Source organism: Gordonibacter urolithinfaciens (assembly GCF_900199375.1).
Lineage (GTDB): Bacteria > Actinomycetota > Coriobacteriia > Coriobacteriales > Eggerthellaceae > Gordonibacter > Gordonibacter urolithinfaciens.
This window is the reverse complement of the sequence record NZ_LT900217.1, coordinates 3,143,728-3,170,489: the sequence shown is the minus strand read 5'-3', so window position 1 is coordinate 3,170,489 and position 26,762 is coordinate 3,143,728. Positions and strand designations below refer to the sequence as shown.

Genomic DNA, 26,762 nt, shown 5'->3' with positions numbered 1-26,762 from the left:
AGAGGTTTGGCGAGCCTTTTGCGTCGTTTTTGATCATGCGCCCAAAACCGGGCGCAGACGGCCCTTGCCTACAGAAGGCGCTCGTAGGCCACCCGGGTTTTCCGGCGGCCGAACACGTCCCTCATGGAGAGGATGCCGCAGCGCGCATAGCCGTGCTTCTCCAAGAGCTTCTGGATGGGCACGTTCCGCTCGTACACGTCGGCGCGGATGCTCCGGCGCCCGCCTGCGCGCGCGATGCGGCCCGCCGTCTCCAGGATGAACTGACCCACGCCGCGCCGCCGCGCCGCGGGCGCCACCGAAACCCAGTGCAGTTCGGCGTAGGGTTGGGGCTGTTCGTCCGTGTCGGTGAGCCAGGCGCCGTCGATGCCCGCCGCATAGTTCTTGTCGGGCGAGAACGACACGGCGAACACGGCTATCATATGCCCATGCGCGTCCTCCACCACGTGCGTCGTGCCGTTCTTTATGCTGTGCATGAGGCGGCGCGCCGAGGGGTACTTCTTGCGCCCCTCGTCGATGCCGAGCGCGGCGAACGTCTCGTGCCCGGCATCGAGCAGGGCCGACACCTGGTCGAAGTCCTCGCGCACGGCGGGACGGCTCGTGTAGTAGCCCAGCACCGAGGCGCGGCCGGCGAACAGCGGCGGATCGTCGTAGGCGACCATGCCGGCGGCAATCGGCTCCGCGACTCCGTCTGCGGCCCGCGGCTTCTTCTCCCGTTCGGTCACGAGGAAGATCATGGCCACAATGAGGCCGCAGCCCGCCAGGTCCCACACCGACACGGGCGTATGCAGCCAGAACAGGGCCAGCACCATGGCCGACACCGGCTCGACGCAGCACAGCAGGCTGGCCTTCACCGGGCCGGCGTCGGCCACGCCCTGCAGGTACAGCATGTAGGCGCCCAGCGTGCCCACGAGCACGATGGCCACGAGCGCCGCCAGTGCGCCGCCCGAAAGCTGCACCGGAACGGCCCACGGCTGCACGACGGCCGACGCCGCCGAGCCGCCGAACAGCATGGCCAGCCCCGTGACCAGCATGGCGCCCCATTTCTTCAGCACGCGCACGGGCATGAGCGTGTAGAAGGCCAGCGCCACGGCCGACACGAGCCCCCATCCCAGCCCCTCGGGCGGGATGGCCAGCTGGTCGATCTCGCCCTGCGTGGCGATGAGCAGCATGCCGCCCAGGGCGCACGCGAGCCCCAGCGCCTCCCGCACGCGCGGCAGGCGCCGGGCGCGCACGCACACGTAGAGCATGATGAGCACGAGGCCGATCTGCTCGATGGTGGTGCCCACGCCGGCGCTCGTGTACCTGATGGCGTTCAGGTAGCTCATCTGGGTGAGCAGCACGCCGAAGACGGCGAACAGCGCGATCTGCACGAGCGAGCGGCGGTCGCGAAACACGGCCACGAGGTCGCGCCAGTCGCGCACTGCGGTTAGGAACAGGAAGAACACGGCGGCGATGACCATGCGCACGCAGGTGATCCACTCCGCCGGCGCGCCGTAGTCGTTCATGAGCAGCTGCGCGCAGGTGCCCGAGAAGCCCCAGCACACCCCGCCCGCCAGCGCGCACACGATGCCGCGCGCCATATGCCGGCCTCCCGCCGGAGCCCCTGCCGCCTCTGTCACCTGCACCCGCTCCCCTCGTTGTCCGCTGGATTCCCGGCCGGAAAAGGCCGCAGCGCATTGTCGCACGAGCACGCGGGCAGGTAAAGGAGGCATTCGGTAAGATTCTCGCAAAGCGGGGGCGCGACGGGAAGCCCCCGTCACCGTCCCCCCGCTGCACCGATCTTCTCGACCAGGTCCTTCCGGTTGTTTACGCCCAGCTTCAGGTATATCCTCTTGCGGTGCGTGTCGACGGTGTTGATGGACACGCACAGGCTCTCGGCGATCTGCCGGTTGCTGTAGCCGAGGGCGAGCAGCTCGCAGACCTCGCGCTCGCGTGCCGTCAGGGGGCTGCCGTCGCGCCGTTCGAGGCGCCATGCGGGCTCCGGGATGTTCAGCTCGGCGATCTCCTGCGTTATCCTCTGCGCAAGGGCGTCCAGGCCGTCGCCCACGAGCCTCCTTTCGCGCATCCCCCCGAGCAGGCGCGTCATGGAGAACCCCTCGTTGACGAACGCCTCTATCTCGCCGGTGTCCCGGGCCAGCTCCAAGGCGCGCAAGACCGCATGCGAGGAAGGCCCCTGCAGGCCCTGGGCGTAGAGGACCATGCCCTTGGCGACGAGCGCGGAAAGGAGGAGCCCGTAGCGCCCGCTCTCCTCGAACGCCCCGGCAAGCCGGTCGAGGGATTTCCCCGCCTCCTCCACCTGGCCGCTCGCGAAGCGGAAGCGCGCAAGGGCGAGCGCGATCAGGTCGCCGATAAGATCCGCCGAGGCGGGGTTCGCGCCCCTCAGCGCCCGAACATGGTCGGCGGCCTGGTCGATGTTCCCGGCGTCTATCTCGATCATCGCCAGGTACACGAGGGCTATCAGCCGCGGCCGCTCCGCATGGCTCCTGTCGCAGAGCTGCAGGATCGAGCGGGCCGTGTCGGCGGCCTCCCCCATCCTGCCCTGCGCGCGCAGCGCCAAGGCGAGGCCGCACCCCGCCTCGGCGAAAAACTCGATCCCCGAAGAGGGGCCGAGAGAGCCGAGACAGCGGGAGTAAGCCTCCTCGGCGCGTGCGAACTCCCCTCTTTTCCGCATGACCGTCGCCTCTATCACCTCGGGGAGGACCTCGAGCTCGTCCATGCTGGAGAAGCCGAGGCCGTCCCTTGCCCTCCAAGCAGTCTTCTCGGCACTCCGCAAGTCCCCCGCATCGATGCGCTGTCGCGCTGCGAAATAGCAAAGCACCGAGCATGCGGGCCTGTTACCCTGGCCCGCGGCTACCTCCAAGCAGTTTTCGAGGTAATCGACTACCCTTGCGGGCTCCTTCTCCCTCGCCACGATGCACCCCGCCGCGTTGTACACCAGGCTGGCGAGCACTCCCGGGTCGCCCTGGCCGCAGCTTAGAAGCTCGGCCACCATATCCTTCCCCGCCCGGATGTCGCCGCTGTGACCGCAGCAAAGGGATAGCACGGCCAAGCGTTCCGCCTTAAGCTGGGAAGCATCGGGGGAATCCGCATCGGTAAGGCTTTCCGACATCTTCACGAAGCGTACGGACTCCTCGACCGAGCCGGCCTTGGCGAGCACCCATGCCTGGGCTATGCTCAGCTTCGGGGATGATTCGAGGACGTGACGCGGCAGCTTCGAGAGCACCTCGCCGAACACGTCGAAGCGGTTGTCGAACATGAGCGAGAGGTGATGCTCGCCGACCAGGTCTTCGAGCTCGTCCCAAAGGGCCGCTTTGCACAGGCAGTCGATCGCCTGCCCCACATGGTTATGGTTCTTCAGGTAGGCGCTGGCCCTCTTGCACAGCCCCCTCACCTCGGCGCGATCGAGCTTCCTGAACTTCGATTGCAGGTAATGCGGCCAAGGGCTCTGCGCCTTGTACCAGCGCCTCTTGCCGTCCACCGTCACGAGGACGCCGGTTTTCGCCGCGATCGACGCCAGGACGCCGTCGCACCCCTCGGCTTCAAGGACATCGTCGCAAAGCGGCGGGCTCACTAAGTCGAGGAAGGACGTTTTCACCAGAAGGTCCCGCTCCCGTTCGGAGAGCGCCGCCAAGAGCTCGTCCAGCAGCGAGAGCCGGCCGCATGCAGCAGAATCGGGAACCTCGTCCATGCGGGGCCGCGCCTCGGCAAGGCAGCGCGCAGCCACGTTCAAGGCCGGAAGCCGACCGCCGGCCGCCCGGACCGCCGAGCCGAGGATGCTCTCGGGCACCCCTGCCTCCTCCCCGAGAGAGGAACGGAGGAACCCCGCGGCCGCCTTATCGTCCAGCACGAGCTGCTCCGCAGTGACGAGCGCGGCCATGTCGTCGAAATCCGGGACCGGGCTCGCTGCTGAGAGAGAGGGCGCTTCCTGGCTGCACACAACGAGCTTGTACCCGGCCGGCATGTAGGCGATGAGATAGCTGACGAGGCGGTCGACCGGGCCGTTGCTCGCAGCCTCGAAGTTGTCGAGTACGAGCACGTTCCTGCCGCAAGCCGCCGGCAGGCCGGCACGTTCGATGGCGACTACCAGGGCGCCCGGAACCGCATCCGGCCCGCCGTCCCCCAGCACCTCGCAAAACTGCTGCCGCACGTCCGGGACGAAAGCCTCCAAACCGGCAAGGAGCAGGCTGCAGAACCGCGCGTAATCGCTGTCGTCGGCATCGAGCCTGACCCACGAGACGCTCGTCGGCGTACCGTCCTCGGACTGCCTCGCATGCCTTTCCCAGGCGGCGACGAGCGAGGTCTTGCCGCAGCCGGCAGGGGCCGCGAGGATGAGCGAGTTCTTGTCTAAGGCCCTTTCCACCAGCTCGTAAAGCTCGCCAAGCGGGTAGAGGCGGTTGGGAAGGCGCGGGGCGCGGAGCTTCGTCGAGGGGAATACGCCGGGATCCGTTCGCAATGCGGAAAGGTTCTCCATAAGCCGAGCCTCGCTGACTCCTTCGTGCAAACCCTGCGTTTCCCACCGGCTTTCCCCGACATGCCGGGTGTTCGCTTCATAGCGGCGGAAAGGCCGTTCGTCTTTACCCGAACCTTTTTTCAGGATTCTACCACACCTTTTGCCGCGTATTTCGGTCATGGATAGAAAAGGGCGGGTGCCGACCGCAAGTCGGCGACACCCGCCCGCAACCGCTGCGCGAGGTTGTTGGATGGAAAGCGCGTCGGCCTACGCCCTCTCTCCCAGCTCCTTGACGGCGTCCTCCTCCATCTTCGTCAGCTCCTTGCTCTTCTTGGCGCCGAACAGCATGAACGCAGCCGACACGAGGATGAACGCGGCGCCGACGATCAGCGCGCCGTCCCAGCCGAAGGCCGAGCCGCCCACCGCTGCGAGCGCGGGGACGCCGATGGCGTCCATGACGGTCTTCGCCAAAAACGCGATGCTGTAGAGGGCGGCGAAGTAGGCGGGGCCCAGGTACTTGGACACGGCAGACGTGAAGCACACGGGCGCCGAGCTCAGGGCGGCGCCGAAGAAGAAGCCGCCGATGTAGAGCACCGCGACGTTGGCGCCGAAGAGCACGATGAGCAGAAGGCCGCAGGCGGCGAGCACGTTGACCACGACGTAGGTGATGCGCGGCCCGATCCGGTCGATGAAGTAGCCGGACAGGAGCTTGCCCACACAGCCCGCGATGGAGAGGAACGTCATGAACACGCCGGCCGTCGCCAAGTCGAACCCGGTGTAGACGATGTAGGTGGGGAAGTTCTGGAACACGCCCTGCTCGCCGATGCCGATCAGGCCGAAGCTGAATATGATGGCCCAGAACGTGAAGGTCTTCACCGCCTGCGAGCGGTTGAGTCCGACCACCTTGACCGCGCCGGCGGTCTCCTCGCTCTTCACCTGCGCCGCCTCCTCCTCGGTCATCCCGTCGGGGTACAGGCCGACGTCCTGCGGGCGGAACTTGATGAGGAACGCCGAGACCAGAAGCACGACGAACGAGATGAGGCCCAAGATCAGCGGGGCGTTCTGCCAGCTGCCGGCGGCGGCCAGCACGGCAACCAGGTTCGTGGTGATGAGCGAGGCGGGGAACGTCGCGCAGAGCGTGATGCCGGTCGCGAGGCCGCGACGCTTGACGAACCAGTTCGCCGGTATCGACGTGATGAGCACGAAGCCGCCGCATCCGTTGCCGATGCCCATGACGGCGTACGCCAAGAACACCATCCACAGCGAGTCGACGAAGCCGAGTATCAGGAACCCGCCCGAGTACATGACCGCGGCGATCAGCAGGCATCCCTTGATGCCGATACGGGAGACCAGGCCGTTCACGGCGAGACCGGCGACCCCCGACACCACGAGGTACACCGAGAATCCCAGGCTCACGACGGAGGCCTCGGCTCCCAGCATCTCCGTCATGGGAATGCGGAGCATGCTGAACGAGTACAGCCCGAACCCCTGCGTGACGATGCAGACGATGAAAACGAGGAACACCTGGATCCAACCTTGGGTGAAGAACTTCCCCTTTGCTTTTTCTGACACGATATCATCCCCTCTCTGGGTGAGCACTATCCTGGCAAGAGGCCCGATCGCACACGCACGACCTCAGAAGGACCAGGATGCTTCGGTAAAAATCGGATTCGGCCGTAGCGGACGCGCGGTCGCAGAAAAAAGGGACCCATCTGGCCAGATGCGCTTCCTTGAACGCCGAGGCCTCCAACAGCGCCCCGTCCCTCTCCGCGTCCCGCCCCGCCTCCTGGGCGAGGCGTGCCCGATCGTACAGGAAGGCGAGGAAGCGCAGCTCGTTCGAAAGATGGTCCTCCGGCTCGCCGTCCTCCTGCCCCGCAGCGTAACCGCCCGCCCGATACAGCTCGCGCACCTCGTCGCGGGCCCCCTGCATGAGAAGGCCCCCTCCGTCGGCATACAGCGACTCGTAGGGCAGGGGCGCGCCCAGCCGCGAGCTCGCGAACAGGGCCGTGTACTCCACCCTCAGGTCGCGCGCCGCGCCGTCGTCGGCGAGCGCGCGCCTCCGGTCCCGCTCGACGCCCTCCCTCGCCCGTTCGACGGCCTCTCCCATGCCGTCGAACGGGGCGAGATCGAGCGATTCCAGCGCCTCGCGGTCGGCGACGTTCCAGAATATCCGGGCGAGCAGGCTCAGACGCTCGGCCTGAGCTTTGCAAAAACCTTCCCCGAGGGCATCATGGTTCTCCATCGAAGCCCCTCCTTCCCTGTTTCCCGGCAGGCCGGGGCAGAGGCCCCGGCCTGCCGGCGTGCCTGCTAGCGGGCGCGCAGCCCGTCCATGTCCTGCCACCGCTTCGAGCTCAATAGGTAGTAACAGGAGGGCTCGTTGCCCGTCTCCGGCTTGAGCTGGTGGACGTTGTCGCCCATCGCTGCGAGAACCTGCGATATACCGCTCTCGGGATCGTCCACGTCCCCGAACATCCACGCGTTCGAGTTGCAGGCGAACGCGCAGGCGGGAGCGAGCCCCTGGTCCACGCGGGCAGCGCACATATCGCACTTCCCCACCGTGTTGTCGCGCTCGTTGTAGCTGATGGCGCCGTAGGGGCAGGCGTCCATGCACTCCTTCCCCCCGCAGGCGGCGCAAGGTGCCGTGTCGATGACGACGATTCCGTCCTCGCGCTTGCGTATCGCCTGCTCGGGACAGGCCGGAACGCAGGAGGGCTTTCTGCAATGCTGGCACATCACCGGGATGAAGTACGTCTCCGCATCGGGGAACCCGCCGGTGGTGGAGGTGTACGTGCGTACCCAGAACGCGCCGAGGTCGACGTTGTTCTCCTGCTTGCACGCCCCCATGCAGCCGCGCGTGTCCATGCAACGGTCAAGGGATACGACCAAACCTAGCTGCGTCATTTTGCACACTCCTCCGGGGTCATGGGCATGAGCGCCTCGAGCTGTTCGCGCGTGATCTCGGGCCGGTAGCGCGCGATATCCTCCTCGGTTGCCTTGTAGATACGGCATATCTGCGAGCGGTACCCGCCCGATCCGGTCTCGGGGCAGTTGTTCTCCACCTCGATCAGGGCCTCGGTGTTCCACTCGAAGGCACCGTGCAGCTCCTCCTCCACGGTCTTCTCGGGACGCCACCACGCGTGCTGGGAGTACGAGACAATGCCGGGAGCGACCATGAACCTGAACGACACCTTGCCCATGATCTTGTTGTAGGGGGCGCGCCCTCCCGTGGGCGGGGACTCCACCCATATCCAGTCGTTCTCGGCGACGCCGAACTGCGCGGCCGTCTCCGGGTTGATGAACACGTCGGGCGTCCTCGTCATCTCTCGCGTCCAAGGCAGCTGGCGGAACTCCGAGTGGAAGAAGCCCGCCTGCCGCTTGCCGTACGATCCAACCAGCGGATAGTCCTTTGCGAGGTCGGGGCGCGACAGCAGGGACTCGGCCGGCTCGACGTACACCGGCAGGGGCGGGTAGCCGCACTTCTGGTGGATCGTCGAGAACAGGTTCGCCTTGCCCGTGTCGGTGGGGAACTTCCCGGCTATCAGGAAGCGCTCCGTGGACGGCGGCGTGTCGGCACCGGGGACCGCCACCACGCGGCGCTTGAGCACGTCCTCGAACGGCATGCCCAAAAACTCGCGGGACAGGAGGTCGCGCTGTCCGTCGATGGTGTCGGCGGGCCAGAACTTCCCGTACTCCCCCGCCCAGTGGTTGGTCCACTCGTGGTTGAGGCGGCCCTCAACGTAGCGCTTGTCGTACTTGCCAAGCGCCTTGGAGAGCATCGCGCCGAAATCGTAGTCGTGGCGCGCCTCGCAGAGGGGCTCGACGGCCTTGTTGTAGGCCTGGTGCAGCGGGCTCGAGCCGCCGCCGGTGCCGAAGTTGAGGAAGTTGCGCTCCATCCAGGTGACGGCGGGCAGCACATAGTCCGCCATCTCGGCCGTCGGGGTCATGACCACGTCCGTGACCACGTGCAGCTCGATCTTCGTCTCGTCCTCGAGCAGCTTGAGCCAGCGCGCGAGGGTGGGATCGTGCATGAGCCAGTTGGACGAGATGGCTATGATGCCGTGCACGGGATAGGGACGGCCCGTCTCCGCCGCCTCCATGACGCTCGTGAGGTCGGGGAACAGCATGGCGCCGTCGGCGTTCTGCGGGCGGATAGGCTGCCACTTCACCATCTCCTCCCAGGCGTAGCCGCAGCCCACCCGGTGCGTGTAGTAGCCGAGGCGCTTGCGCTTCTGCTCCAAGGGCAGCCCGTCGGCCCAGGAAAGGTCGAGTTCGCTGGGGAAGGCGTGCGGCGTCACCGGGTAGAAGGCGCCGAGCACGTTGCCGCCCGCCACGTCCACGCTGCCGGTGATGATCTTCAGCACGTTGATGGCGTTCACGTACTGCGAGACGTTCGTGGACATGTACTGCATGCCCTGGTTGATGTCGACGGGTTTGAGCGTGCCGATCATCGTGGCCACGCGCTCCACCTGGTCGGCGGGAACGCCCGTGATCGACTCGGTGTGCTCGGGCGTCCATTCCGCGACGTTGTTCGCGAGCATCTGGAAGGCCGGGATGCAGGTGATCTTTCCTCCGCGCGTGCAGAGCTCCACCTCGTGCTCGCCGAACAGCGCGGGCATGATGGAGTCGGGCAGGTCGGCCGCCGGCGACTTCTCGGTCGAGGTCTTGTTCTTTTCGAACAGCTCCACCAGATGGTCGTAATGGGCCTTGCCGGAGGGGCCGCCCTCCCACTGGATCTCCTCGGCGTCCCAGTACTTCAGGCGGTCCTCCTTCTCGTCCCACACCATGAAGCGCTTGTCGCTGCCGCCCTCCACGATGTCGCTCTCAAGCAGCAAACCGCCCGTGTCGCCCCGCACCAGGAAGGGGGCGTTGCTCCAGCGCACGACGTAGTCCTTGTCGTAGAGGCCCTTGTCGATGATCACCTTCGCCATGCCCATGATCAAGCCGACGTCGGTGCCGGGACGCACGGGGACCCACTCGTCCGCCTTGCTGGCATAGACTCCCTGGACGGGATCCACGACGATGAGCTTCATGCCGTTCTCTTTGTTCGCCATGATGGTCTGCGCCTGGATCGGCCACGCGTAGGCCTGCTCGGCGGAGAAGCTCACGTGGCATTTCGTCGCAGCCGAGCCGCCGCCGGTCGCCGTGTAGAACCCGTAGTTGACCTGCTCGTGGAACTGCGGCAGGTAGCAAACCTGGATGGCCCCGTAGTAGTTGTTGGGGGTGCCGATGGTCCGGGCGATGCGGTGGGCGACCCAACCCATGTCATGGCGCCCGGTGCGTCCCGGGAGCACGAACGTCTCCGCGCCGTGCTTCTCCACCATCTCATGGATCTTGGCTGCGATCTCGTCCACGGCTTGATCCCATGAGACGCGCTCCCACTTCCCCTCGCCGCGCTTCCCCGCTCGTTTCAGGGGGTAGCGCAGGCGCGTCGGGCTGTACTCGAACTGGATGGCCTCCGAGGCCCTCACGCATGCCTTGCCCATGTTGGGCGGACCGAGCTTCGGGTCGCCCTCGACCTTGACGGCGCGCCCGTCCTTCACCGTCACCCACACAGGGCAGTTCAGGTGGCAGGATCGGCAGCCGGCATAGACTTTCCTCGTCTCGCCTTCGGTGCCTGTCTGAGCATTCTCCACGTTTCTCATCCTCCGTTCCTCGTGTTTCGATCGCTTGCCTTGCGATGCGGCGCCCCGCAGCGGGCCCTCGCCGGTGCTATGCCGACAGGCCTTCCGAGGCGGGATGCAATCACCCCATCGGAGCCGACGGCGCGCCCGGTGCCTTCGGGGCGCTCGGCGCTTTCGGCGCGCCTGGTGCCTTGGGTGCACCTGCCGGGGCGGCGAACCCCGGGGCGGCGGCGTCGGGCCCTTCGAGCTCGGCCCCGCACTTCTCACAGATAGCCGCATACTCCAAATTGTCCGCGCCGCACTTGCGGCAGGTATTGGCCTGGGCCTTCACGTCTGCAGGTCTGAAGCACATGGTCTCCTCCTTTCTCGATTGCTGTCCTCCTGTCGAGAAAGTATAGGAAGCGCCCGGGCATCTGAAACCACCGGAAACACGTGACAAGGGGTGGTGATCTTTCCTTGAAGACGACGGGGCCCTGCGGAAGCGTTGCTGCGCCGCAGAAAACGAAGCGGCGAGCGCCAGGCGCTCGCCGCTTCGTTTTCTTCTGTTGCCAGCGTGCCGTCCGAACGGGGACGGCGTGCGCCGGGGAGCCTACGCCTCCAGCATCCTCTTCACGAAGGCTCCCGTGTAGCTGCCCTCGACCTCGGCCACTTCCTCGGGGGTGCCCTGGGCCACGATGGTGCCGCCGCGGTCGCCGCCCTCGGGTCCCAGGTCGATGATACGGTCGGCGCACTTGATGACGTCCAGGTTGTGCTCGATGACGAGCACCGTGTTGCCGGCGTCCACCAGGCGCTCCAGCACCTCCAAGAGCTGGCGCACGTCCTCGAAGTGCAGGCCGGTGGTGGGCTCGTCCAGGATGTAGAACGTCTTGCCGGTCTGGCGGCGCTGCAGCTCGCTCGACAGCTTCACGCGCTGCGCCTCGCCGCCCGAAAGCGTGGTGGCGGGCTGCCCCAGGCGGATGTAGCCCAGACCCACGTCGTGCAGCGTCTGCAGCTTGCGCTTGATGCCGGGGATGTTCTCGAAGAAGGCCAGCGCGTCGTCCACGGTCATGTCCAGCACCTCGGCGATGTTCTTGCCGCGGTACGTGACCTGCAGCGTCTCGCGGTTGTAGCGCGCGCCGCCGCACACCTCGCAGGGCACGTAGATGTCGGGCAGGAAGTGCATCTCGATCTTGATCTGGCCGTCGCCCTTGCAGGCCTCGCAGCGGCCGCCGTTCACGTTGAAGGAGAAGCGCCCCGGCCCGTAGCCGCGCGCCTTCGACTCCTGCGTGCTGGCGAACAGCGCCCGGATGTCGTCCCAGAGGCCTATGTAGGTGGCCGGGTTCGAGCGCGGCGTGCGCCCGATGGGGCTCTGGTCGATGTTGATGACCTTGTCGATCTTGTCCAGGCCGGTGATCTTCTTGTACTTGCCGGAGCGGCGGTGCGCATGGTTCACGCGGTTCGCGAGCGCCGGTGCCAGCGTGTCGGTGACCAGCGAGCTCTTGCCCGAGCCCGACACGCCCGTGACCACGGTGAGCGTGCCGAAGGGAACCTCCAGCGTCAGGTTCTTCAGGTTGTTCTCCGAGGCGCCCGTGAGCTTGAGCGACCCGCGCCGCGGCTTGCGGCGCTTCTCCGGGACGGGGATGGTGCGGCGGCCCGAAAGGTAGTCGGCCGTGAGCGAGCCCTCGAATCTCACGATCTCGTCGGGCTTGCCGGCCGCCACCACCTCGCCGCCGTGCTCGCCCGCGCCCGGGCCCATGTCGATGACGTAGTCGGCGCTGCGGATGGTGTCCTCGTCGTGCTCGACCACGATGACGGTGTTGCCCAAATCGCGCAGGCGCTCCAGCGTGGCGATGAGCCGCTCGTTGTCGCGCTGGTGCAGGCCGATGGACGGCTCGTCCAAAATGTAGAGCACGCCCATGAGGCCCGCGCCGATCTGCGTGGCCAGGCGGATGCGCTGCGCCTCGCCGCCCGAGAGCGTGGCCGTGGCCCGCTCGAGCGTGAGGTAGTCCAAGCCCACGTCCACCAGGAAGCGCAGGCGCGCCTTGATCTCCTTCACGATGGGACCGGCGATATGCTCTTCGGAGCCGTGAAAGGCCAGGCCCTCGAAGTAGTCGAGCGAATCGGCCGCGCTCATCTCGGTGACATCGTGGATGGACTTGCCGCCCACCGTCACGGCCAGGATCTCCGGCTTCAGGCGCTTGCCGCCGCACGTCTGGCACGGCACGATGGCGAAGTACTCCGACAGCTTCTCGCGCTGGTTGTCGGACTGGGCCTCCTGGTAGCGGCGCTGCACGGCGGCGAGCGCCCCTTCCCACTCGATGTACCAGTACGTCTCGCGCCCGTCCACGGTCACGTAGTCCACGCGCACCTTGTCGTCGCCCAGGCCGTAGAGCAACGCGTCGGTGGCCTTCTTCGGCATGTCCTCCCAGGGCGTGTTTTCGTCGGTGCCCATGTGCTTGGCCACGGCGCGCAGCACCTGCGGGTAGTAGTTGCCCGTCTTGAACGGCGCGATGGCGCCCTCGGCCAGCGTGAGCGAGGGGTCGGGCACCACGAGAGAGGGATCCACCTCCTCGCGGCTGCCGATGCCGAGGCAGTCCGGGCAGGCACCGTAGGGGGCGTTGAACGAGAAGTCGCGCGGCTGCAGCTCGTCCATGGAATGGCCGTGCTCGGGGCAGGCAAGCGCGAGCGAGAAGATATGCTCGCCGGCGCCGAGGCCACCCGTAGCGCCGCTCGACTTGCCGCCGCCCTCGCCGAGCGGTTGCCCGTCCTCGCCCAGCACCTGCACGAGCACGCGCCCGTCGGCCAGCTTCGTGGCCAGCTCCACCGCCTCGGCAATGCGGCTCGTGGCGCTCTCCTTCAGCTGCACGCGGTCCACCACCACGTCGATGAAGTGCTTGATCTTCTTGTTGAGCGTGAGCGGCTCGGCCTCGAGCTTCACGATCTCGCCGTCGATGCGCACGCGGCTGAAGCCCTCCTTCTGCAGGTCGGCGAACAGCTTCGCGAACTCGCCCTTGCGTCCGGTGACGACCGGGGCCATGATGATGGCCTTCGCATCGGGAGCGAGCGCCAGTATCTCGTCGGTCACCTGGTCGGTGGTCTGCTTGCGAATGACGCGCCCGCACTCGGGACAGTGAGGCACGCCCACGCGAGCGAACAGCAGGCGCAGGTAGTCGTATATTTCGGTGGTGGTGCCCACGGTGGAACGCGGGTTCTTGCTCGTGGTCTTCTGGTCGATTGAAACGGCCGGTGACAGGCCGTCGATGCTGTCCAGTTCCGGCTTGCTCATCTGCCCCAAGAACATGCGCGCGTAGCTGGAGAGGCTCTCCACGTAGCGGCGCTGGCCCTCGGCGTACATCGTGTCGAACGCGAGGCTCGACTTGCCGCTGCCTGACAGACCCGTGATGACCACGAGCTCGTCGCGCGGGATGATGAGGTCGATGTCCTTGAGGTTGTGCTCGCGGGCACCCTTGATGACGATGGCGTTCTGTCCCATGTGGCTTATCGCTCTTTCTCTTGCGCATCCGCAGCCGGCAGCCGTGCCCCGGCGTCGCGTGCCGTGGGTCGCAAATTAGGCTACCGGGAAACTATCATTTCCGTGCAATCGTTCATTCTAGCGCAGCGCGCGGAAAGAGCCAGCGAAAACATACGTTCGTGTTCCAGCGTTCAAACGATGCGCACAATTCGTTCGCTTTCCAATGCTGCAGCGTGCCGGGAGGGGGGGGCAGCGGCACTGCCCTCTAGTTCAGCCGCGAGGGTGACGCAGGGCGCGGGATGACGCATCATCCTGAATCATCTACCCCGAAAGAGAAGTTCCCCCTAACGGAGCGTTCCCGTCAGCCGTGCGCGCTCCACCATCTCGTCGAAGGGCAGCGCGGGCGCGTAGAGGTAGCCTTGGAAGTAGGAGCAGCCGAGCGTCTTCAGCACGTCGCGCTGCTCGGCCGTCTCCACGTACTCGGCCAGAACCGTGAAGCCCAGGTGCTCGGAGAGGTCGGCGATGGACGAGACGATCTCGGCGTAGCGCTCGTTCTCCATGACGCCCTTGGCAATGGTCCCGTCGAGCTTAACCACGGAGAACACGCTCGTCTCGAGGTACTGAAACGAGGTGCGGCCCATGGAGAAGTCATCGATGGCCAGCGGCATGCCCGCGTCCGCAACGCGGCGCAGCAGGTCGTGCGCGCCCGCGTCCCACAGCAGCGCCTCGCGCTCGGTGGCCTCCACCACCACGCGGCCGGCATCGAGCCCGCGGGCGCGGAAGGCGTCGATGACGAAGCCGACGGCCGCCTCGTCCTGCAGCATCGTGGCCGTGGCGTTTACGCTCACGCTGAAACCCGCATCGAGCTCGCCCGCATGCGCGAGCGCCTCCGCAGCCTGCGCGTCGGCCAGCGCCCGCTCGAACACGGCGCGCTCGAGCTCGCCGCCCGCACCGGCCTCGCGTGCCAGCTCGATGACGAGCGGCGGGTAGAGCCAGCCGTACACGGGGTGCTCCATGCGAAGCAGGGCCTCCGCGCCAACCGCGCGGCCGTCAGCGTCGAACTGCGGCTGGTAGCGCAGCTCGAAGGCCCCCGCGTCCACGGCGGCCCGCACGTCCTCGGCGAGCGAGCGGGCCACCGCGCCCAGCGAGCCCGCGGCCGTCACGAGCTCGACCGAGCGCCCGGCGCGCTCGTCGTCCTGGAACGACGAGAGCAGGGCATCGTACTGCACCCGCGCGTGGGCGTCGGCCAACCGCTCGTAGCGGCGTAGGAACGGCAGGTAGAGCACCGTGCCCAACACGATGCACGCGAGCTGCAGCACCGCGCCGGCGGGCGAGCCCGTGGCCACCCAGCCGCCCACGAGAGGCGGCGTGGTCCACGACACGTCCACCACCACGGGCGGCACGAGCCCGGCCGCCATGGCTGCGTACGACACCACCATGTTCACCAGGGGCACCGCGATGAACGGCACGAACAGCGCCGGGTTCCACACCACCGGCAGCCCGAACAGCATGATCTCGGATATGTTGAAGCACATGGGCACGGCCGCGAACGCCGAGAGCCGCCGCGCGCTCCTGCGGCGGCCGAACAGCAGGATGGCCGCGAGCAGCGACAGCAGCGCGCCGGCCCCGCCGATAGAGGCGAACACGTCCAGGAACGTCTTCGTCACGATCTGCACGGGCTCGCCGCCCGCCGCGAGCGCCGCCGCGTTGGCGGCCGTGCCGGGCACGAACACGCTCTGCGCCACTCCGTCGAGCATGTTGCCGCCGTGGATGCCGAAGAACCACATGACGTTGTTCAGGAAAAGGTACAGAAGCCCGCTGCCCAACGTGGCCGTGGCCAGGGGGAAGAGCGCGCTCACGCTGTCGAAGAACAGCTGCTCGATGCAGCTCGAGCCCGAGAGCGCCGCCACGGCGGCGTTCGCCGCGCCGAAGAGCGCGATGACGGCCGCGATGGGCAGGAGGCCCGACACGGCCTGGTTGAACACGTTGTCCAGGCTGTCGCCGTACAGCCGCCGGGTGCGGCGCAGGCGCACGAGCCGGCAGTACAGCACCGACGAGGCCAGCCCGCACACGATGGCGATGAACAGCGAGCGCGTGCTGAGCACGATGGGATCGAAGCCCTCGGTGCCGAATCCCACGGACATGAGGTAGGCCGCGAGCGCGGCGAAGGGCGCGCCCTGGACGAAGAAGCCCCCGAAGCGCTCGGCGCAGGCGTTGGCGTAGCGCAGCGCCACGGCAACGGACACGTAGAGCGAGAAGATGCCCATGGTACCGTCGTACACGAGGTCGAGCAGGCCCTCGACGCGCGGCGCGCCGGCGAGGGCGTCCTGGTAGGGCGCGAGCGGCAGGTTGAGGAAGATGAGGCAGAACGACCCCACCAGCAGAACGGGGATGGTGAGGATGAGCCCTTGGCGGATGGCCTGAAACGCCATGACGTCCTCCAAGCGCGCGAACAGCGCGTCAACCTTGTCGAGCATGCCCGCCCTTCCGTCCCGTCCTCACCGTTTCGTCGAAGCCATTGTACCCCGAACGGAGACAACGGGCGGCGTGAACGGATACGTTCGAGAAACAGATCCGCGGCGCACGCGGACGTTCAGCGGCCCAGCAGGTGCCGCACGGCCGCCACCGGGTGCCTCCCCAGCATGCGCGGGCCGGCGTAGCGCATGACGGCACGGATCTCGTCGCGCTTCTCGGGGGCATAGCAGTGGTTGCCGCATTCCTCGCAGGAGGTCTTGACCTCCATCTTGCGGCAGCGCTCGGTACGCAGCACCGCGTAGGCATCGATGGCCGCGCAGTCCGCGCACACGGCCTCGCCGCAATGGGCGCGCTCGGTGCGAGCTGCGGCGTCGTGGTTGCCCGCGCAGTAAAGCGCCACCATCTGCGAGATGGTGCGCTTCTCGCGCACGCGGCGCTTGGCGGTTTTCGGCGAGTCACCCATGGCGAACATGGTAGCAGAACCGCCGCCGCGCCGCGAGCGGGATTTCCCCGCGACGCGACGGGCGGCGGCTCGGGCGGAGCAGCGCGCGGCGGCCCCGCCCTACCCCACGAGCTTCTTGCCCAGCGAGGCACGGATGATGCCCTTGCTGGCGAAGTACGTGACCGCGAGGTACGCCCCGTACACCACCGCCACCAGCACGGCGGTCATGAGCGCAGGCTCGAGCACCGACACGCCCAGCTGAGAGATGACGGAGTCGCTGATGACGCCCACGGCGCACACGGTATGGCACACGGCCACCGCCAACGGCACGAGGAAGTACACGAGCACCTGCGCGCGCAGCGACTGGACGATCATGCGGCGGTCGCAGCCGATCTCGGCGAGCACCCGGTAGCGCGGCAGCGAGTCGCTCGCCTCGGACAGCTGCTGGATGGCCAGGACGGCCGCCGTGGCGATGAGGAACACGAAGCCGATGTAGAGCGCCAAATACGAGATCATGAGGTTCATGCCGCCCGACTGCACGAGCACCTCCTCGGCCGTGAACGACAGCGTCACGGGCCAGGGCTTCGGGCTGAACTTCCAGCCGGATGCCGCCACCTCCGGGTTGGCGGGCGACGCCTCGGCGAGCACCTGCTCGAGCAGCTTGTCGCCCTCGGCCCGGTCCGTCCGATACATGAGGTTGAGGATGCTCTGCTCGGGAACGGCGCCTTGGGCGCGCAGGCCGGCGATCACCGCGTCGGGCACGATGAGCTCTGCCCCGCTCGCAGAGAACGTGGTGTCCTCCATCGGTTGGCTGCGCAGCTCGCCCGAGGACTCGAGCACGCGCCCGCCTGCGACCACCGTCTCGCCCTTGCGCGCAAGCGCCTCGGAAAGCGCCTTCATGGCGTCGAGCGTGTTGTTCACCGCGTAGCCGTCCTCGCCCACGTCCACGGTCGGCCGGCCCGCAAGCTCTGCGAGCGCGTTGAACTGCGAGACGCCGATGAGCGTGACGCCCTGGTTGTGCAGGGCCTCGTTCTGCTTCGCATTGCCCGTGTCCTGGCCGTAGCGCCCCATGAGCTCGCCGTAGGACGTCTCGTCGCTCACGAAGGCGTCGATCTGAGCGGACTTCGCCACGAGCTCGTCCCACGCCGACGAGGCGTCGGCCAGCTTCGCGGCGATATCCCAGCCGTAGGCCTCCGCGTCGGCCTCGATGGCGGCCGCCTTCTCGTCGGCCACCTTCTGGTACTCGCGGTCCTCCTCGGTCATCTGCGCGAGCGCCTCGGGGTCGCGCGTGCCGCCCTGGTTCAGGTACACGTTGGCCGTGAGCGTGGCGTCGTAGACCGTGCCGTCCTCGATGTTTCCGCTGAAGGCGCGCGCCAGCCCCATGCCGGTGGAGAACACGGTGAGCGAGAAGAACAGCATGACGCACACCACCGAAAGCGACACGAACGCCGTGTTCACCTTGCTGGCTATCTGGCGCATCGTGAACATCATGAGGCCCTTGAAGTACACGCCGCGCGTGCGCTCGATCACCGCGATGGCGAAGCCGGCAAGCGACCAGAAGAGCAAAAACGTGCCGACCACCATGAGCGCCGTGGCCTTCCAGAACCCGTCGTCGAACTCCAGAAGGCCGTTTTCGACGAGCGTGGCGTACGCCCATGCGATCAGGCCCACGGCCGCAACGAACCCGGCGAGGCTGATCCACGGGTTGCGCACGCGGAAGCGCGCGTTCTTCGAGCGGGCGGAGAGCAGGTCGATGAGCTTGTAGCGGCGGATGGACACGGTGTTGAACAGGGCCGTCACCGCGAAGATGAGCGCGAAGCACACCAGCGTGAGCAAAAAGGCGTCGAACGAGAATATGAAGCGGTACTGCGTCATCTCGATGTTGAACAGGCCCGCCGTGACGAACGACATGCCCTGCGAAAGCGCGAACCCGAGCGCCAGGCCCACCACGAGCGACACGAGGCCCACCACCGCCGTCTCCATGAGCACGATAGCCGACACGCTGCGGGGATTCATGCCCAGCATGAGGTACGTTCCGAACTCCTGCTTGCGCCGCCTAATGAGGAAGCCGTTCGCGTAGAGCACGAGGAAGCCGAGCACGCAGGCGATGAGCACGCTGAACATGCCGAGGAACTGCCCCGTCAGCGAGAAGACGCTGGCCGAGGCCGTGTCCTCGAGGTCGAAGAGAATGGACTGGCTCGACACCGAGTTGAACGCGTAGAACACCGCCACGCCGAAAACGAGCGTGACGAAGTACACGCCGTAGTCCTTGACCGAGCGGCGGATGTTGCGGAAGGCGAGTTTAGCGAGCATCGCGCACGTCACCGCCCAGGAACGTGACCACTTCCATGATCCGGTTGAAGAAGTCCTTGCGCGAGGTGTCGCCCTTGCGTATCTCGTTGAACACGGCGCCGTCCTTGACGAACAGGATGCGGCTTGCAAACGAGGCGGCGTAGGAATCATGCGTGACCATCATGATGGTGGCGCCGAGCGAGGAGTTCATCATCTCGAGCGTCTCCAGCATGACGGTGGCGCTGCGCGAGTCGAGCGCGCCCGTGGGCTCGTCGGCAAGCACGAGCTTCGGATCGGCCACCATGGCGCGGGCGGCGGCGATGCGCTGGCGCTGGCCGCCCGACATCTGGTAAGGGTACTTCCCCAGCACCTCGGACACGCCGAGCGTGGCCGCGATGGCGTCCACCTTGGGTTTCACCCGGCCGGTGGGCTCGCCCTTCACCGTAAGCGCGAGCGCGATGTTCTCGAAGCCGGTGAGCGTGTCCAGCAGGTTGGAGTCCTGGAAGATGAAGCCCAGGTCGTCGCGGCGGAACTTCGCGAGCGCGCGGGAGCGCAGCCCCGTGACGTCGCGCCCGTCGACGAGGATATGGCCGCTCGTCACGGTGTCGATGGTGGCCACGCAATTGAGCAGCGTGGTCTTGCCGGAGCCCGAGGGCCCCATGATGCCCACGAACTCGCCCGGCATCACGTCGAAGCTGATGTCGCGCACCGCCTTGGTGACGGAATCTTTGCTCCCGTACACCTTCTCTATCTGGCGAACCGACAGGATGGGCCGGGAGCCGGACGCATAGGCGGCCGGCGCCTGCTGCGCGCAAGCCGCCGACGGGGTCGCGTAAACTTCGGTCATGGCAAATCTCCTTCTCTCGGGGTCTGCCAAGATAGTACGTCCGCGGCGCCGCACCCGCCATCGAAGAGGCTTACCGCAACCTTACGAATTTGCAAGGGTGGGGCGCCCGTGACAGGATGCGACAGGGGGATGGGGGTAATATCACGTTCCCTGATGTCTTCCAAACACGCCAGGATCAGGGGGAATGCGACATTGTCCGCGTCCCTCTGCCACGCCAAACGAGACATCATCCCCGTCCCCGCGTCTCACCCGCGTCTCACCCGACGTCCCTGCGCCTGCGGTCGTGCGGAAACGCGAGCATGACGCGGGTACCGGTGCCCTCCTCGGAGGCCAGGCCCACGCCGAGGCCCATCTTCTCGCAGAGCGTGGCCACCAGGTACAGGCCCATGCCGGTGGCCGAGCCCTGGGCGCGGCCGTTCTCGCCGGTGAAGCCGCGGTCGAACACGCGCGGGACGTCCGCAGCGGGGATTCCCCGCCCGTTGTCGGCGATCTCCAGCACGGTGCGCGCCGCGCTCGTGCCCGTGCCCTCCTCGCGCGCGGTGAAGCGCACGGCAGTCGCGCCGTATTTCGCCGCGTTCACCACGACCTGCCCCAATACGAAGGAGAGCCAGGAGGCATCGGCAAACACGGAGACATCGTCCCCCACCTCGATGGACGGGATGGCGCCGTGCTCAATCAGGTAGCGCGCGTTCTTCTTGCAGGCCGCTCGCACGGCCTCGGCCAACGGCAGCTCGCGAATGGCGTAGTCGCGCGCGAGCGAGGTGGAGCGCGCATAGTAGAGCGCCTGCTCCACGTAGGACTCGATACGGTCCAGCTCGGCCTTCAGCTTCGCAGCCACGCCCCCGTGCAGGTCGGCCGCCATGAGATGGGCGGCGGCGATGGGCGTCTTGATCTCGTGTATCCACAGCTCGATGTAGTCGCGGTACGACTCGGCCTGCCGCCGATGGAACGCCACATCGTCGGCCGCGGCCTTTCCCACCGCCTCGAGCGCCTCGTGGGCCAGATGCCCCTCGAGGAAGCCGGGATCCTCCACGAGCTCCGAGGCGAAGTAGGTGCTGTCGAGGTCCTCGACGATGCGCGCGAGCTCGGTATAGAAGCGGCGTCTGCGCACGTAGCCGATGCCGAGCACCACCGCGCCGCACAGCGCCACGAAACACGGCACGAGCACCGTGGCGTCCGTGCCCACGCCCAGCACCGCCAGCATGCCGGCCACGCCCAGGCAGCACAGCACGCCCACGCCGATGGCCGCGAGGTTGTCGCGCAGATAGGCGGACAGGCTCATGGCAGCGCACCGCCCATCAGACGAGGTAGCCCTGCCCCCGGCGCGTGGCCAGGAAGCCTTCGGGCACGCCGATGGAGGCCAGGCTCTTGCGCAGCCGGTTCACGTTCACCGTGAGCGTGTTGTCGTCGATGAAGGCGTCGGACTGCCACAGCTCCATCATGAGCTCCTGGCGCGAGATGATGGCCCCTTTGTTCTCCATGAGCAGGTGCAGCACGCGGAACTCGTTGCGGGTGAGCTCCACCCCGCGGCCCTCGTACTCCACGCGGCTTTTCGCCACGTCCAGCACGACGCCCTTGTGCTCGATGCGCGCAGGCGGCTCGGTGCGCGCCGCGCGGCGGAGCACCGACTGGATGCGCGCCAGCAGCACGGCGGGGTTGTAGGGCTTCGTCACGTAGTCGTCCGCGCCCAGGTTCATGCTCATGACCTCGTCGAACTCGTTGTCCGACGAGGTGAGCATGACGATGGGCACGTCGCTTGCGCGGCGCAGGTCGCGGCACACGGCATGGCCGCCGTCGCCGGGCAGCTTGAGGTCCAGCAGGACGCAGTCGGGATCGGCGGCCAGCGCCTCGTCGGCAATGCGGTCGAACGCCGTGCTGGCCAGCGCAACGTGCCCCTGCAGCTCCAGCAGGCGCATGAGCTCGCCGCGCAGCGCCGCGTCGTCCTCCACGACGAATATCCGGGCCACGGGGCCTCCTTCACACTCGGTTTCTCGCACCGCGCCTCGGGGCCGATGCCATGGTTCGCCCCTCATACTATGGCAAGGGGGCGCGAACGCCCCCGAGCCGTAACCGTTTCGTCAACGTGCCGTCAGCGAACCCGTTGGTTTCGGGCGGTGCCGGCACCGCTTCCTCCGCATGGCGCAACGATGCGCGCCGCAGCAGCTCTGGCAGACCGGCCGGTCAGCCGCGCTTCGCGTAGGTGCGCGGCAACAGGGGGCACCCCGGCTCCACGTTCATGAAGTAACGCAGCAGGAAGGTGAGGCCCGCCACCGTGAGCGCGATGCCCAGGCCCGTGTAGAAGAACGCGATGAACCAGTCGGGCACGAGCCCCGACATGCGCAGGCCGATGCCGCCGCCCATCATGATGGCCATCATGATGTAGCCCTTCTTGTCGAAGAACTTCAGGATGTTCGTCTTGGCCTCCTCGTAGCCGCCGATGCGCTTGGCGTGCTTGCCCACCATCTTCTGGAAGATGCGCGAATGGAACAGCACGAAGATCACCGCCGAGCCCACGAGGAGCGCCCAGATGACCCAGCCCCAGTCGTGCCGGTAGGCCGTGAGCCCGATGTTGGCGATGTTCGCGCCGGCTATGGCCCACACGATGCCCGCTACGAGCATGAGCTTGTTCGTTGAGATCTTGAGCATTGCCATCACCTTTCCCCGGCGGCCGCCGCGGCCGCCCCTTCCGTGCTGCGCGCGGGGGGCTCCAGCCTTCCCGCGCCGTCTGCCGCATCTTCCGCACCCGGCGCGTCCGGTCCATAGAGCCCCGCGCGCAGCAGCGCCGAGAGCACGCGGCAGTCGGGCTCGCCCGCGCACAATCCGGCGATCATGCTCTCGAGCACGAATGCCACGAGCTCGGCCGGCTCGATGCCCGCGCGCCCGGGGTCGGCCTGCGCGTCGGCCTCCAGCACGCCCCGCATGCCGGCGCGTATATGGTCGAACGTCGCGGACTCGCGCATTTTGCCCTCGTCGCGTCCTTGGATGGACAGCGCGCTGATCTGGGGCAGCCAGTCCGAGCGGAACGCTGCGAGCGCCGAGGACATAGCCGCGTAAACCCGACTGACGAAGGCGTCGAAGCGCTCCCCCTCCACGATGAGGCACAGGTCCTCGTGGAAGGCGCGCTGCCAGAACGTGCCGATAACCTCCACCAGGAGGTCGTCCTTCGTCGGAAAGTAGTTGTAGATCGTGCCCACGGACACGCCGCAGGCCTCGGCCACGCTGCGGATACCCAGGCCCGCCAGCCCGCGCTCCTCCGCCAGCGCGTAGGCCGCCTCGGCTATCGCCGCCCGATCGATGCCCTGCCGCGCCATGGCCGCACCTCCCATCATTCTTTGAACCTCGTTCATTTTGCTTATCCCATTATAGCGGGGCGCTAGAACAAGGCAAGCGGTTTATGAACAATGTTCATAAACCGCTTGCGAAAGGTGGGGCGCCCCGCTGCGCGAGAGCAAGAGGGCCGCACGGTGCGAAAAGGCGGCCCGTTGCGCGGCAGGTCGGCACCGGTACGAGGCCGAGCGGCCTCGCAGAACCAGCACGGGCCCGCTCGGAGCCGGGCCATCGTGCTGCCGGCTGGGAGCTGCGCAGGCCGGCACGAACCGAGGATGCAGGCTGCCGCTCCCGACGGGGTCGTCCTTCGCGGCAGGCAGGAGAGCCGCTACTGGTCCAGGCCCTGCTCCGCGGCCGCGGAGCTCACGGCGCCGTCGGCGTTGGATTGGAGTATCTCCAGCTTCGAGGGCCGGAAGTCGGGACCGTCGCCCGAGCCGCTCATGACCACGATCTGGTCGGCCGAGACGGTGGGGTCGTCGACGACGGCGCCGGACTCGTCCACGATGACGACGTCGCCCTTGTTGAAGGTGACCTCGTCCTCCTGGGCCTCGAACTTCTGCAGGCCCTCGCCGTCCGCGGCGCTCAGGTCGCCCAGGACAACGGTGATCTCGTCGCCGTTCACGCCCATGACCTGGCCATAGTAGACGACGTCGCCCTGGCTGCCCGTGTTCTGCTGCTCGGATCCGTTCTGCTCCTGCTGCTCGGTCGAGTTCTGCGAGCCGTTGTCGTTCGAGGAGCCGCCGTCGTCGGTGGCGCACCCGTGCAGAAACGGCGTCATCGCCAGCACGCCGGCCAGAACCATGCCCATCATTCTCATCTTGCGCTTGTTCATAATCGTGTCCCTTCGACGCAGGTGTCCGCGCGACGAGGCGCGCGTGGTATCGGGTTCCGATTGTGAGGGACATCGGCGCCGTGCGCGAGGGGTTCCGGGCAACCGTCAGCCGTCGGTCACGGCGCTGCAACCTTCGCGCAAGGAGCGTCTCGCGGAGCGGAGAACCGCTGCACGAGGGGCCGTGCGATCAGCCGCGCGGGTGGGCGCGACGGTGCACCTGCTTGAGGCGCCCCGGCGAGAGGTGGGTGTAGACCTGGGTGGTGGACAGGCTCGCATGCCCCAGCATCTCCTGCACGCTGCGCAGGTCGGCCCCGCCCTCCAAGAGGTCGGTGGCGAAGGTGTGGCGCATGTCGTGCGGCGAGAGCGTCTCGTCGAGCCCGGCCGCGCGCAGGGACTCCTTGAACATCTTGCGGATGGCGTCGGTGGTCATGCCGTTGCCGCGGGTGGACACGAAGAAGAACGGGCACTCCTTCTCCTTGAGCAGCCGGGGGCGCCCGAGCAGCTGGTAGGTGCGCATGGAGGCGAGCGCCAGGTCGTGCAGCGGCACGATGCGCTCCCTCGCCCCCTTGCCGAACACCTTCACCTGGCCACGCTCGAAATCGACGTTGTCTGCGAGCAGGCCCGACGCCTCGGACACGCGCGCGCCGCACGCGTACAGGAACTCCAGCAGCGCCAGGTTGCGCAGGTCGGCGGGCGACTGCTCGCGCGGGTTGCCGACTCCGTCCCGCTTGCCGTGCACCGAGAGCAACCTCGCCATGTCGGCTGGGCGGATGACGTGCGGCAGGTCCTTCTGCTTGCGAGGGCCCGAGAGCATGCTCGCCGGGTCGCAGTCGCACACGTCCGTCACGTTGAGCCAGCGGAAGAAGCTGCGCAGCGCCGAGAGCCGCCGGTTGACGGTGGTGCGCGAGTACTGCGCGCTGTCGAGCTCGCCCAGGTAGCGGCGCAGCTGTCGATGGGTGGCCGCAAGGGGGTCGATGCCTTCCCGGGCAGCCCAGCGCACGTAGTCCATGAGGTCGATGCGGTAGGCACGCACCGTATGCACCGAGGCGTTGCGCTCTACGCGCAGGGCGTCGCAGAAACCCTCGACGAGGGATGCGGCGCGCGGATCGCATGCGGGCATGCCGTCGTCGGGCACGGGCACGGCATCAGGCACGGGAGCTGCCTTCTGGCAGGCCTTCGACCGGCGCATCAGCGGCGGGAGCCGTTTTCGGCATGAGGCCGCGGTCCGCAAGCTGGGCACGGTAGGCCGCGAGCGCGTCGGCGCCGCGGGCGGCGTAGGCGGCGTAACGCTCGCGTTTGTTGCGCACATGCTCCGCCAGCGGCTCCATGATGCCGAAGTTCACGTGCATCGGTTGGTAAGCCCTCGTCTCGGGGCTCGTGGCGTAGGCCAGAAGCGCGCCGAAGGCCGTCTCGCGCGGCAGCGGCGGCAGGCCGGTCCCCGAGAGCTCGGCCGCCACGGCGAGCGCGGCATGCAGGCCCGAACGCAGCGCCTCGCAGTACCCCTCGGTGCCCGCGAGCTGGCCCGCCACGAACACGGGCACGTCCAACGCGGCGGCCCCGGAAGCCGTGAGGCGCAGGCTGGCGTCGAGCAGGCGCGGTGCGTCCAGGAACGTGTTGCGGTGCATGACGCCGAAGCGGGCGAACTCCGCATGCTCTAAGCCGGGGATCAGGCGAAACACCCGACGCTGCTCGGAAAACGTCAGGTTCGTCTGGAAGCCCACCAGGTTGTAGCACGTGCCGTGCGCATCCTCGGCGCGCAGCTGGAGCGCGGCCCAGGGGCGCCTCCCCGTGCGCGGGTCGGCGAGGCCCACGGGCTTGAGCGGGCCGAAGCGCGGGGCGTCGAGGCCCTTGCGCGCGATCTCCTCTATGGGCTGGCATGCCTGGAACAGCTCGCGCGTCTCGAAGTCGCGCAGCACGACGCGCTCGGCGGCCACGAGCTCGGCGGCGAAGGCCTCGTACTCCTCGCGCGTGAAGGGCGCGTTCAGGTAGTCGCCCGCCCCGTCGGACCCGTCCTCGTAGCGGCTCTGCCGGAACAGGCGCTCCCCGTCCAGCGAGTCGGCCATGACGATGGGCGCGGCGGCGTCGTAGAACGCCAGGTGGCCGGCGCCGGCGACGCGGGCGAGGTCGGCGGCGAGGGCACCGGACGTGAGCGGCCCCGTGGCCACCACGAGCGCATCGGCGCCGCGGGCCTCCTCGGCCAGGCTTGCAGCCTCCCCGCGCACGAGGTCGACCAGCGGGTGCCCTTCGATGAGCGCCGTGACGTCGCGGGCGAACGCCTCGCGGTCCACGGCCAACGCGCCCCCGGCGGGCACGGCGTGCCGGTGCGCGGCGGCCAGCAGGTGCGATCCCAGCGCCTCGAGCTCGGCCTTGAGCATGCCGGCCGCGCTCTCGGGCTTGGTCGACTTCAACGAGTTCGAGCACACGAGCTCGGCGCACGCGCCGGTGGCGTGCACGGGCGTGGGCGTGCCGGGGCGCATCTCCACGAGGCGCACACGGAAGCCGCGGCCGGCAAGCTGGAGCGCCGCCTCGCTCCCCGCAAGGCCGGCGCCGAGTATGGTCACGTTGTCAGACATGCCTGCAAGGATACCAAACCTCGGAGCCGCGGGAAACGGCAGGCGAGAAAAACCGGCGGATCGCCGGAGGGGCGCAGCGCACCGGGCGCGCCAGGCAGGCGCCCGGTGCAGCCGGCCAGAAGCGGATGCCGCCTGCGCCGCTACCCGACAGGCGTGCTGAACTCGTACAGGGCCTCGGGGTATACTTCCTGGCCTTCAGGCCATCCAAGGGCCAAGCCCCCGTCGATGATGCGCACCTGCGCGAAGTATCGCTCTTCCGCCAAGCGTCCGTACGATCCGCCGCAGTCGATAAACGGGGCGGCGTCGAAAAGGCGCCTCTCCCCCGTTTCGAACTCGAGCAGAAGCTCGCTTCCGCCCTTCGGCTCGACCTTCGTCAAGTCGGGCTGGCTTTTGCCCATCCCGCAGGCAACCTCGTCGGCCAAGACCGGCTCCCCCATGAGCGCACCACCTCC

At 67.7% G+C, this 26,762-nt stretch carries 20 protein-coding genes; all 20 read right to left on the bottom strand.

The genetic code is table 11. The annotated features are described in order from the left end of the window. Nucleotides 1-68: 68 nt before the first annotated feature. Complete coding sequence (locus BN3560_RS13605; RefSeq protein WP_087191605.1) at nt 69-1,580, bottom strand: GNAT family N-acetyltransferase; 1,512 nt, start codon at nt 1,578-1,580, stop codon at nt 69-71. Between the two features lie 176 nt (nt 1,581-1,756). Beyond that, nucleotides 1,757-4,471: a LuxR C-terminal-related transcriptional regulator gene (locus BN3560_RS13600; RefSeq protein WP_157780594.1), complete on the bottom strand. Its 2,715-nt coding sequence runs from the start codon at nt 4,469-4,471 to the stop codon at nt 1,757-1,759. Between the two features lie 246 nt (nt 4,472-4,717). Continuing rightward, complete coding sequence (locus BN3560_RS13595; protein WP_154270400.1) at nt 4,718-6,022, bottom strand: MFS transporter; 1,305 nt, start codon at nt 6,020-6,022, stop codon at nt 4,718-4,720. A gap of 4 nt (nt 6,023-6,026) precedes the next feature. After that, nucleotides 6,027-6,692, bottom strand: a complete 666-nt coding sequence (locus BN3560_RS13590) for a TorD/DmsD family molecular chaperone (protein ID WP_096228464.1) — start codon at nt 6,690-6,692, stop codon at nt 6,027-6,029. Between the two features lie 65 nt (nt 6,693-6,757). Further along, a complete protein-coding gene (locus BN3560_RS13585) occupies nt 6,758-7,351 on the bottom strand; it encodes a 4Fe-4S dicluster domain-containing protein (protein WP_157780593.1) in 594 nt (197 codons plus the stop codon). Further along, complete coding sequence (locus tag BN3560_RS13580) at nt 7,348-10,092, bottom strand: molybdopterin-containing oxidoreductase family protein (protein WP_096228462.1); 2,745 nt, start codon at nt 10,090-10,092, stop codon at nt 7,348-7,350. Before BN3560_RS13580 ends, BN3560_RS13585 begins: the two co-directional genes overlap by 4 nt. A gap of 100 nt (nt 10,093-10,192) precedes the next feature. Beyond that, on the bottom strand, nt 10,193-10,423 hold the full coding sequence (locus tag BN3560_RS13575) for a zinc-ribbon domain-containing protein (protein ID WP_154270404.1): 231 nt from the start codon (nt 10,421-10,423) through the stop codon (nt 10,193-10,195). 237 nt (nt 10,424-10,660) lie between these two features. Next, nucleotides 10,661-13,543 (bottom strand): excinuclease ABC subunit UvrA, encoded by a 2,883-nt coding sequence (gene uvrA, locus BN3560_RS13570; RefSeq protein ID WP_096228461.1) that lies wholly within the window; start codon nt 13,541-13,543, stop codon nt 10,661-10,663. Between the two features lie 323 nt (nt 13,544-13,866). Beyond that, the gene (locus BN3560_RS13565) at nt 13,867-15,999 is read right to left on the bottom strand and encodes a PTS sugar transporter subunit IIC/EAL domain-containing protein (RefSeq protein WP_096228460.1); all 2,133 of its coding nucleotides are present in this window, start codon (nt 15,997-15,999) and stop codon (nt 13,867-13,869) included. A gap of 116 nt (nt 16,000-16,115) precedes the next feature. Beyond that, a complete protein-coding gene (locus tag BN3560_RS13560) occupies nt 16,116-16,469 on the bottom strand; it encodes a nitrous oxide-stimulated promoter family protein (RefSeq protein ID WP_224768033.1) in 354 nt (117 codons plus the stop codon). Nucleotides 16,470-16,559: 90 nt separating this feature from the next. Continuing rightward, nucleotides 16,560-18,752, bottom strand: coding sequence for an FtsX-like permease family protein (locus tag BN3560_RS13555; protein ID WP_096228459.1), 2,193 nt, complete (start codon nt 18,750-18,752; stop codon nt 16,560-16,562). Further along, the gene (locus BN3560_RS13550) at nt 18,742-19,578 is read right to left on the bottom strand and encodes an ABC transporter ATP-binding protein (RefSeq protein WP_096228458.1); all 837 of its coding nucleotides are present in this window, start codon (nt 19,576-19,578) and stop codon (nt 18,742-18,744) included. The genes BN3560_RS13555 and BN3560_RS13550 overlap by 11 nt, the downstream gene beginning before the upstream one ends. A gap of 256 nt (nt 19,579-19,834) precedes the next feature. Beyond that, a complete protein-coding gene (locus BN3560_RS13545; protein ID WP_096228457.1) occupies nt 19,835-20,860 on the bottom strand; it encodes a sensor histidine kinase in 1,026 nt (341 codons plus the stop codon). A 16-nt stretch (nt 20,861-20,876) separates the two neighbouring features. Further along, the gene (locus BN3560_RS13540; protein WP_096228456.1) at nt 20,877-21,545 is read right to left on the bottom strand and encodes a response regulator transcription factor; all 669 of its coding nucleotides are present in this window, start codon (nt 21,543-21,545) and stop codon (nt 20,877-20,879) included. A gap of 214 nt (nt 21,546-21,759) precedes the next feature. Beyond that, on the bottom strand, nt 21,760-22,224 hold the full coding sequence (locus BN3560_RS13535) for a hypothetical protein (RefSeq protein ID WP_197702195.1): 465 nt from the start codon (nt 22,222-22,224) through the stop codon (nt 21,760-21,762). A gap of 5 nt (nt 22,225-22,229) precedes the next feature. Then, complete coding sequence (locus tag BN3560_RS13530; protein ID WP_231897409.1) at nt 22,230-22,907, bottom strand: TetR/AcrR family transcriptional regulator; 678 nt, start codon at nt 22,905-22,907, stop codon at nt 22,230-22,232. 326 nt (nt 22,908-23,233) lie between these two features. Continuing rightward, complete coding sequence (locus tag BN3560_RS13525) at nt 23,234-23,737, bottom strand: SH3 domain-containing protein (protein ID WP_087191619.1); 504 nt, start codon at nt 23,735-23,737, stop codon at nt 23,234-23,236. A 187-nt stretch (nt 23,738-23,924) separates the two neighbouring features. Next, the gene (locus tag BN3560_RS13520) at nt 23,925-24,857 is read right to left on the bottom strand and encodes a tyrosine recombinase (protein WP_096228695.1); all 933 of its coding nucleotides are present in this window, start codon (nt 24,855-24,857) and stop codon (nt 23,925-23,927) included. A 25-nt stretch (nt 24,858-24,882) separates the two neighbouring features. Next, nucleotides 24,883-26,310: a methylenetetrahydrofolate--tRNA-(uracil(54)-C(5))-methyltransferase (FADH(2)-oxidizing) TrmFO gene (gene trmFO, locus BN3560_RS13515; protein ID WP_096228453.1), complete on the bottom strand. Its 1,428-nt coding sequence runs from the start codon at nt 26,308-26,310 to the stop codon at nt 24,883-24,885. Between the two features lie 140 nt (nt 26,311-26,450). Continuing rightward, nucleotides 26,451-26,747 (bottom strand): DUF2442 domain-containing protein, encoded by a 297-nt coding sequence (locus tag BN3560_RS13510; RefSeq protein WP_087191621.1) that lies wholly within the window; start codon nt 26,745-26,747, stop codon nt 26,451-26,453. Between the last annotated feature and the right edge of the window lie 15 nt (nt 26,748-26,762).

Coding starts and splice junctions, on each gene's coding strand:
- BN3560_RS13605 (WP_087191605.1), bottom strand. CDS start 1,580: ATGGCGCGCGGCATCGTGTGCGCGCTGGCGGGCGGGGTGTGCTGGGGC.
- BN3560_RS13600 (WP_157780594.1), bottom strand. CDS start 4,471: ATGGAGAACCTTTCCGCATTGCGAACGGATCCCGGCGTATTCCCCTCG.
- BN3560_RS13590 (WP_096228464.1), bottom strand. CDS start 6,692: ATGGAGAACCATGATGCCCTCGGGGAAGGTTTTTGCAAAGCTCAGGCC.
- BN3560_RS13585 (WP_157780593.1), bottom strand. CDS start 7,351: ATGACGCAGCTAGGTTTGGTCGTATCCCTTGACCGTTGCATGGACACG.
- BN3560_RS13580 (WP_096228462.1), bottom strand. CDS start 10,092: ATGAGAAACGTGGAGAATGCTCAGACAGGCACCGAAGGCGAGACGAGG.
- BN3560_RS13575 (WP_154270404.1), bottom strand. CDS start 10,423: ATGTGCTTCAGACCTGCAGACGTGAAGGCCCAGGCCAATACCTGCCGC.
- uvrA (WP_096228461.1), bottom strand. CDS start 13,543: ATGGGACAGAACGCCATCGTCATCAAGGGTGCCCGCGAGCACAACCTC.
- BN3560_RS13565 (WP_096228460.1), bottom strand. CDS start 15,999: ATGCTCGACAAGGTTGACGCGCTGTTCGCGCGCTTGGAGGACGTCATG.
- BN3560_RS13560 (WP_224768033.1), bottom strand. CDS start 16,469: ATGTTCGCCATGGGTGACTCGCCGAAAACCGCCAAGCGCCGCGTGCGC.
- BN3560_RS13555 (WP_096228459.1), bottom strand. CDS start 18,752: ATGCTCGCTAAACTCGCCTTCCGCAACATCCGCCGCTCGGTCAAGGAC.
- BN3560_RS13550 (WP_096228458.1), bottom strand. CDS start 19,578: ATGACCGAAGTTTACGCGACCCCGTCGGCGGCTTGCGCGCAGCAGGCG.
- BN3560_RS13545 (WP_096228457.1), bottom strand. CDS start 20,860: ATGAGCCTGTCCGCCTATCTGCGCGACAACCTCGCGGCCATCGGCGTG.
- BN3560_RS13535 (WP_197702195.1), bottom strand. CDS start 22,224: ATGCTCAAGATCTCAACGAACAAGCTCATGCTCGTAGCGGGCATCGTG.
- BN3560_RS13530 (WP_231897409.1), bottom strand. CDS start 22,907: ATGATGGGAGGTGCGGCCATGGCGCGGCAGGGCATCGATCGGGCGGCG.
- BN3560_RS13525 (WP_087191619.1), bottom strand. CDS start 23,737: ATGAACAAGCGCAAGATGAGAATGATGGGCATGGTTCTGGCCGGCGTG.
- BN3560_RS13520 (WP_096228695.1), bottom strand. CDS start 24,857: ATGCCCGCATGCGATCCGCGCGCCGCATCCCTCGTCGAGGGTTTCTGC.
- trmFO (WP_096228453.1), bottom strand. CDS start 26,310: ATGTCTGACAACGTGACCATACTCGGCGCCGGCCTTGCGGGGAGCGAG.
- BN3560_RS13510 (WP_087191621.1), bottom strand. CDS start 26,747: ATGGGGGAGCCGGTCTTGGCCGACGAGGTTGCCTGCGGGATGGGCAAA.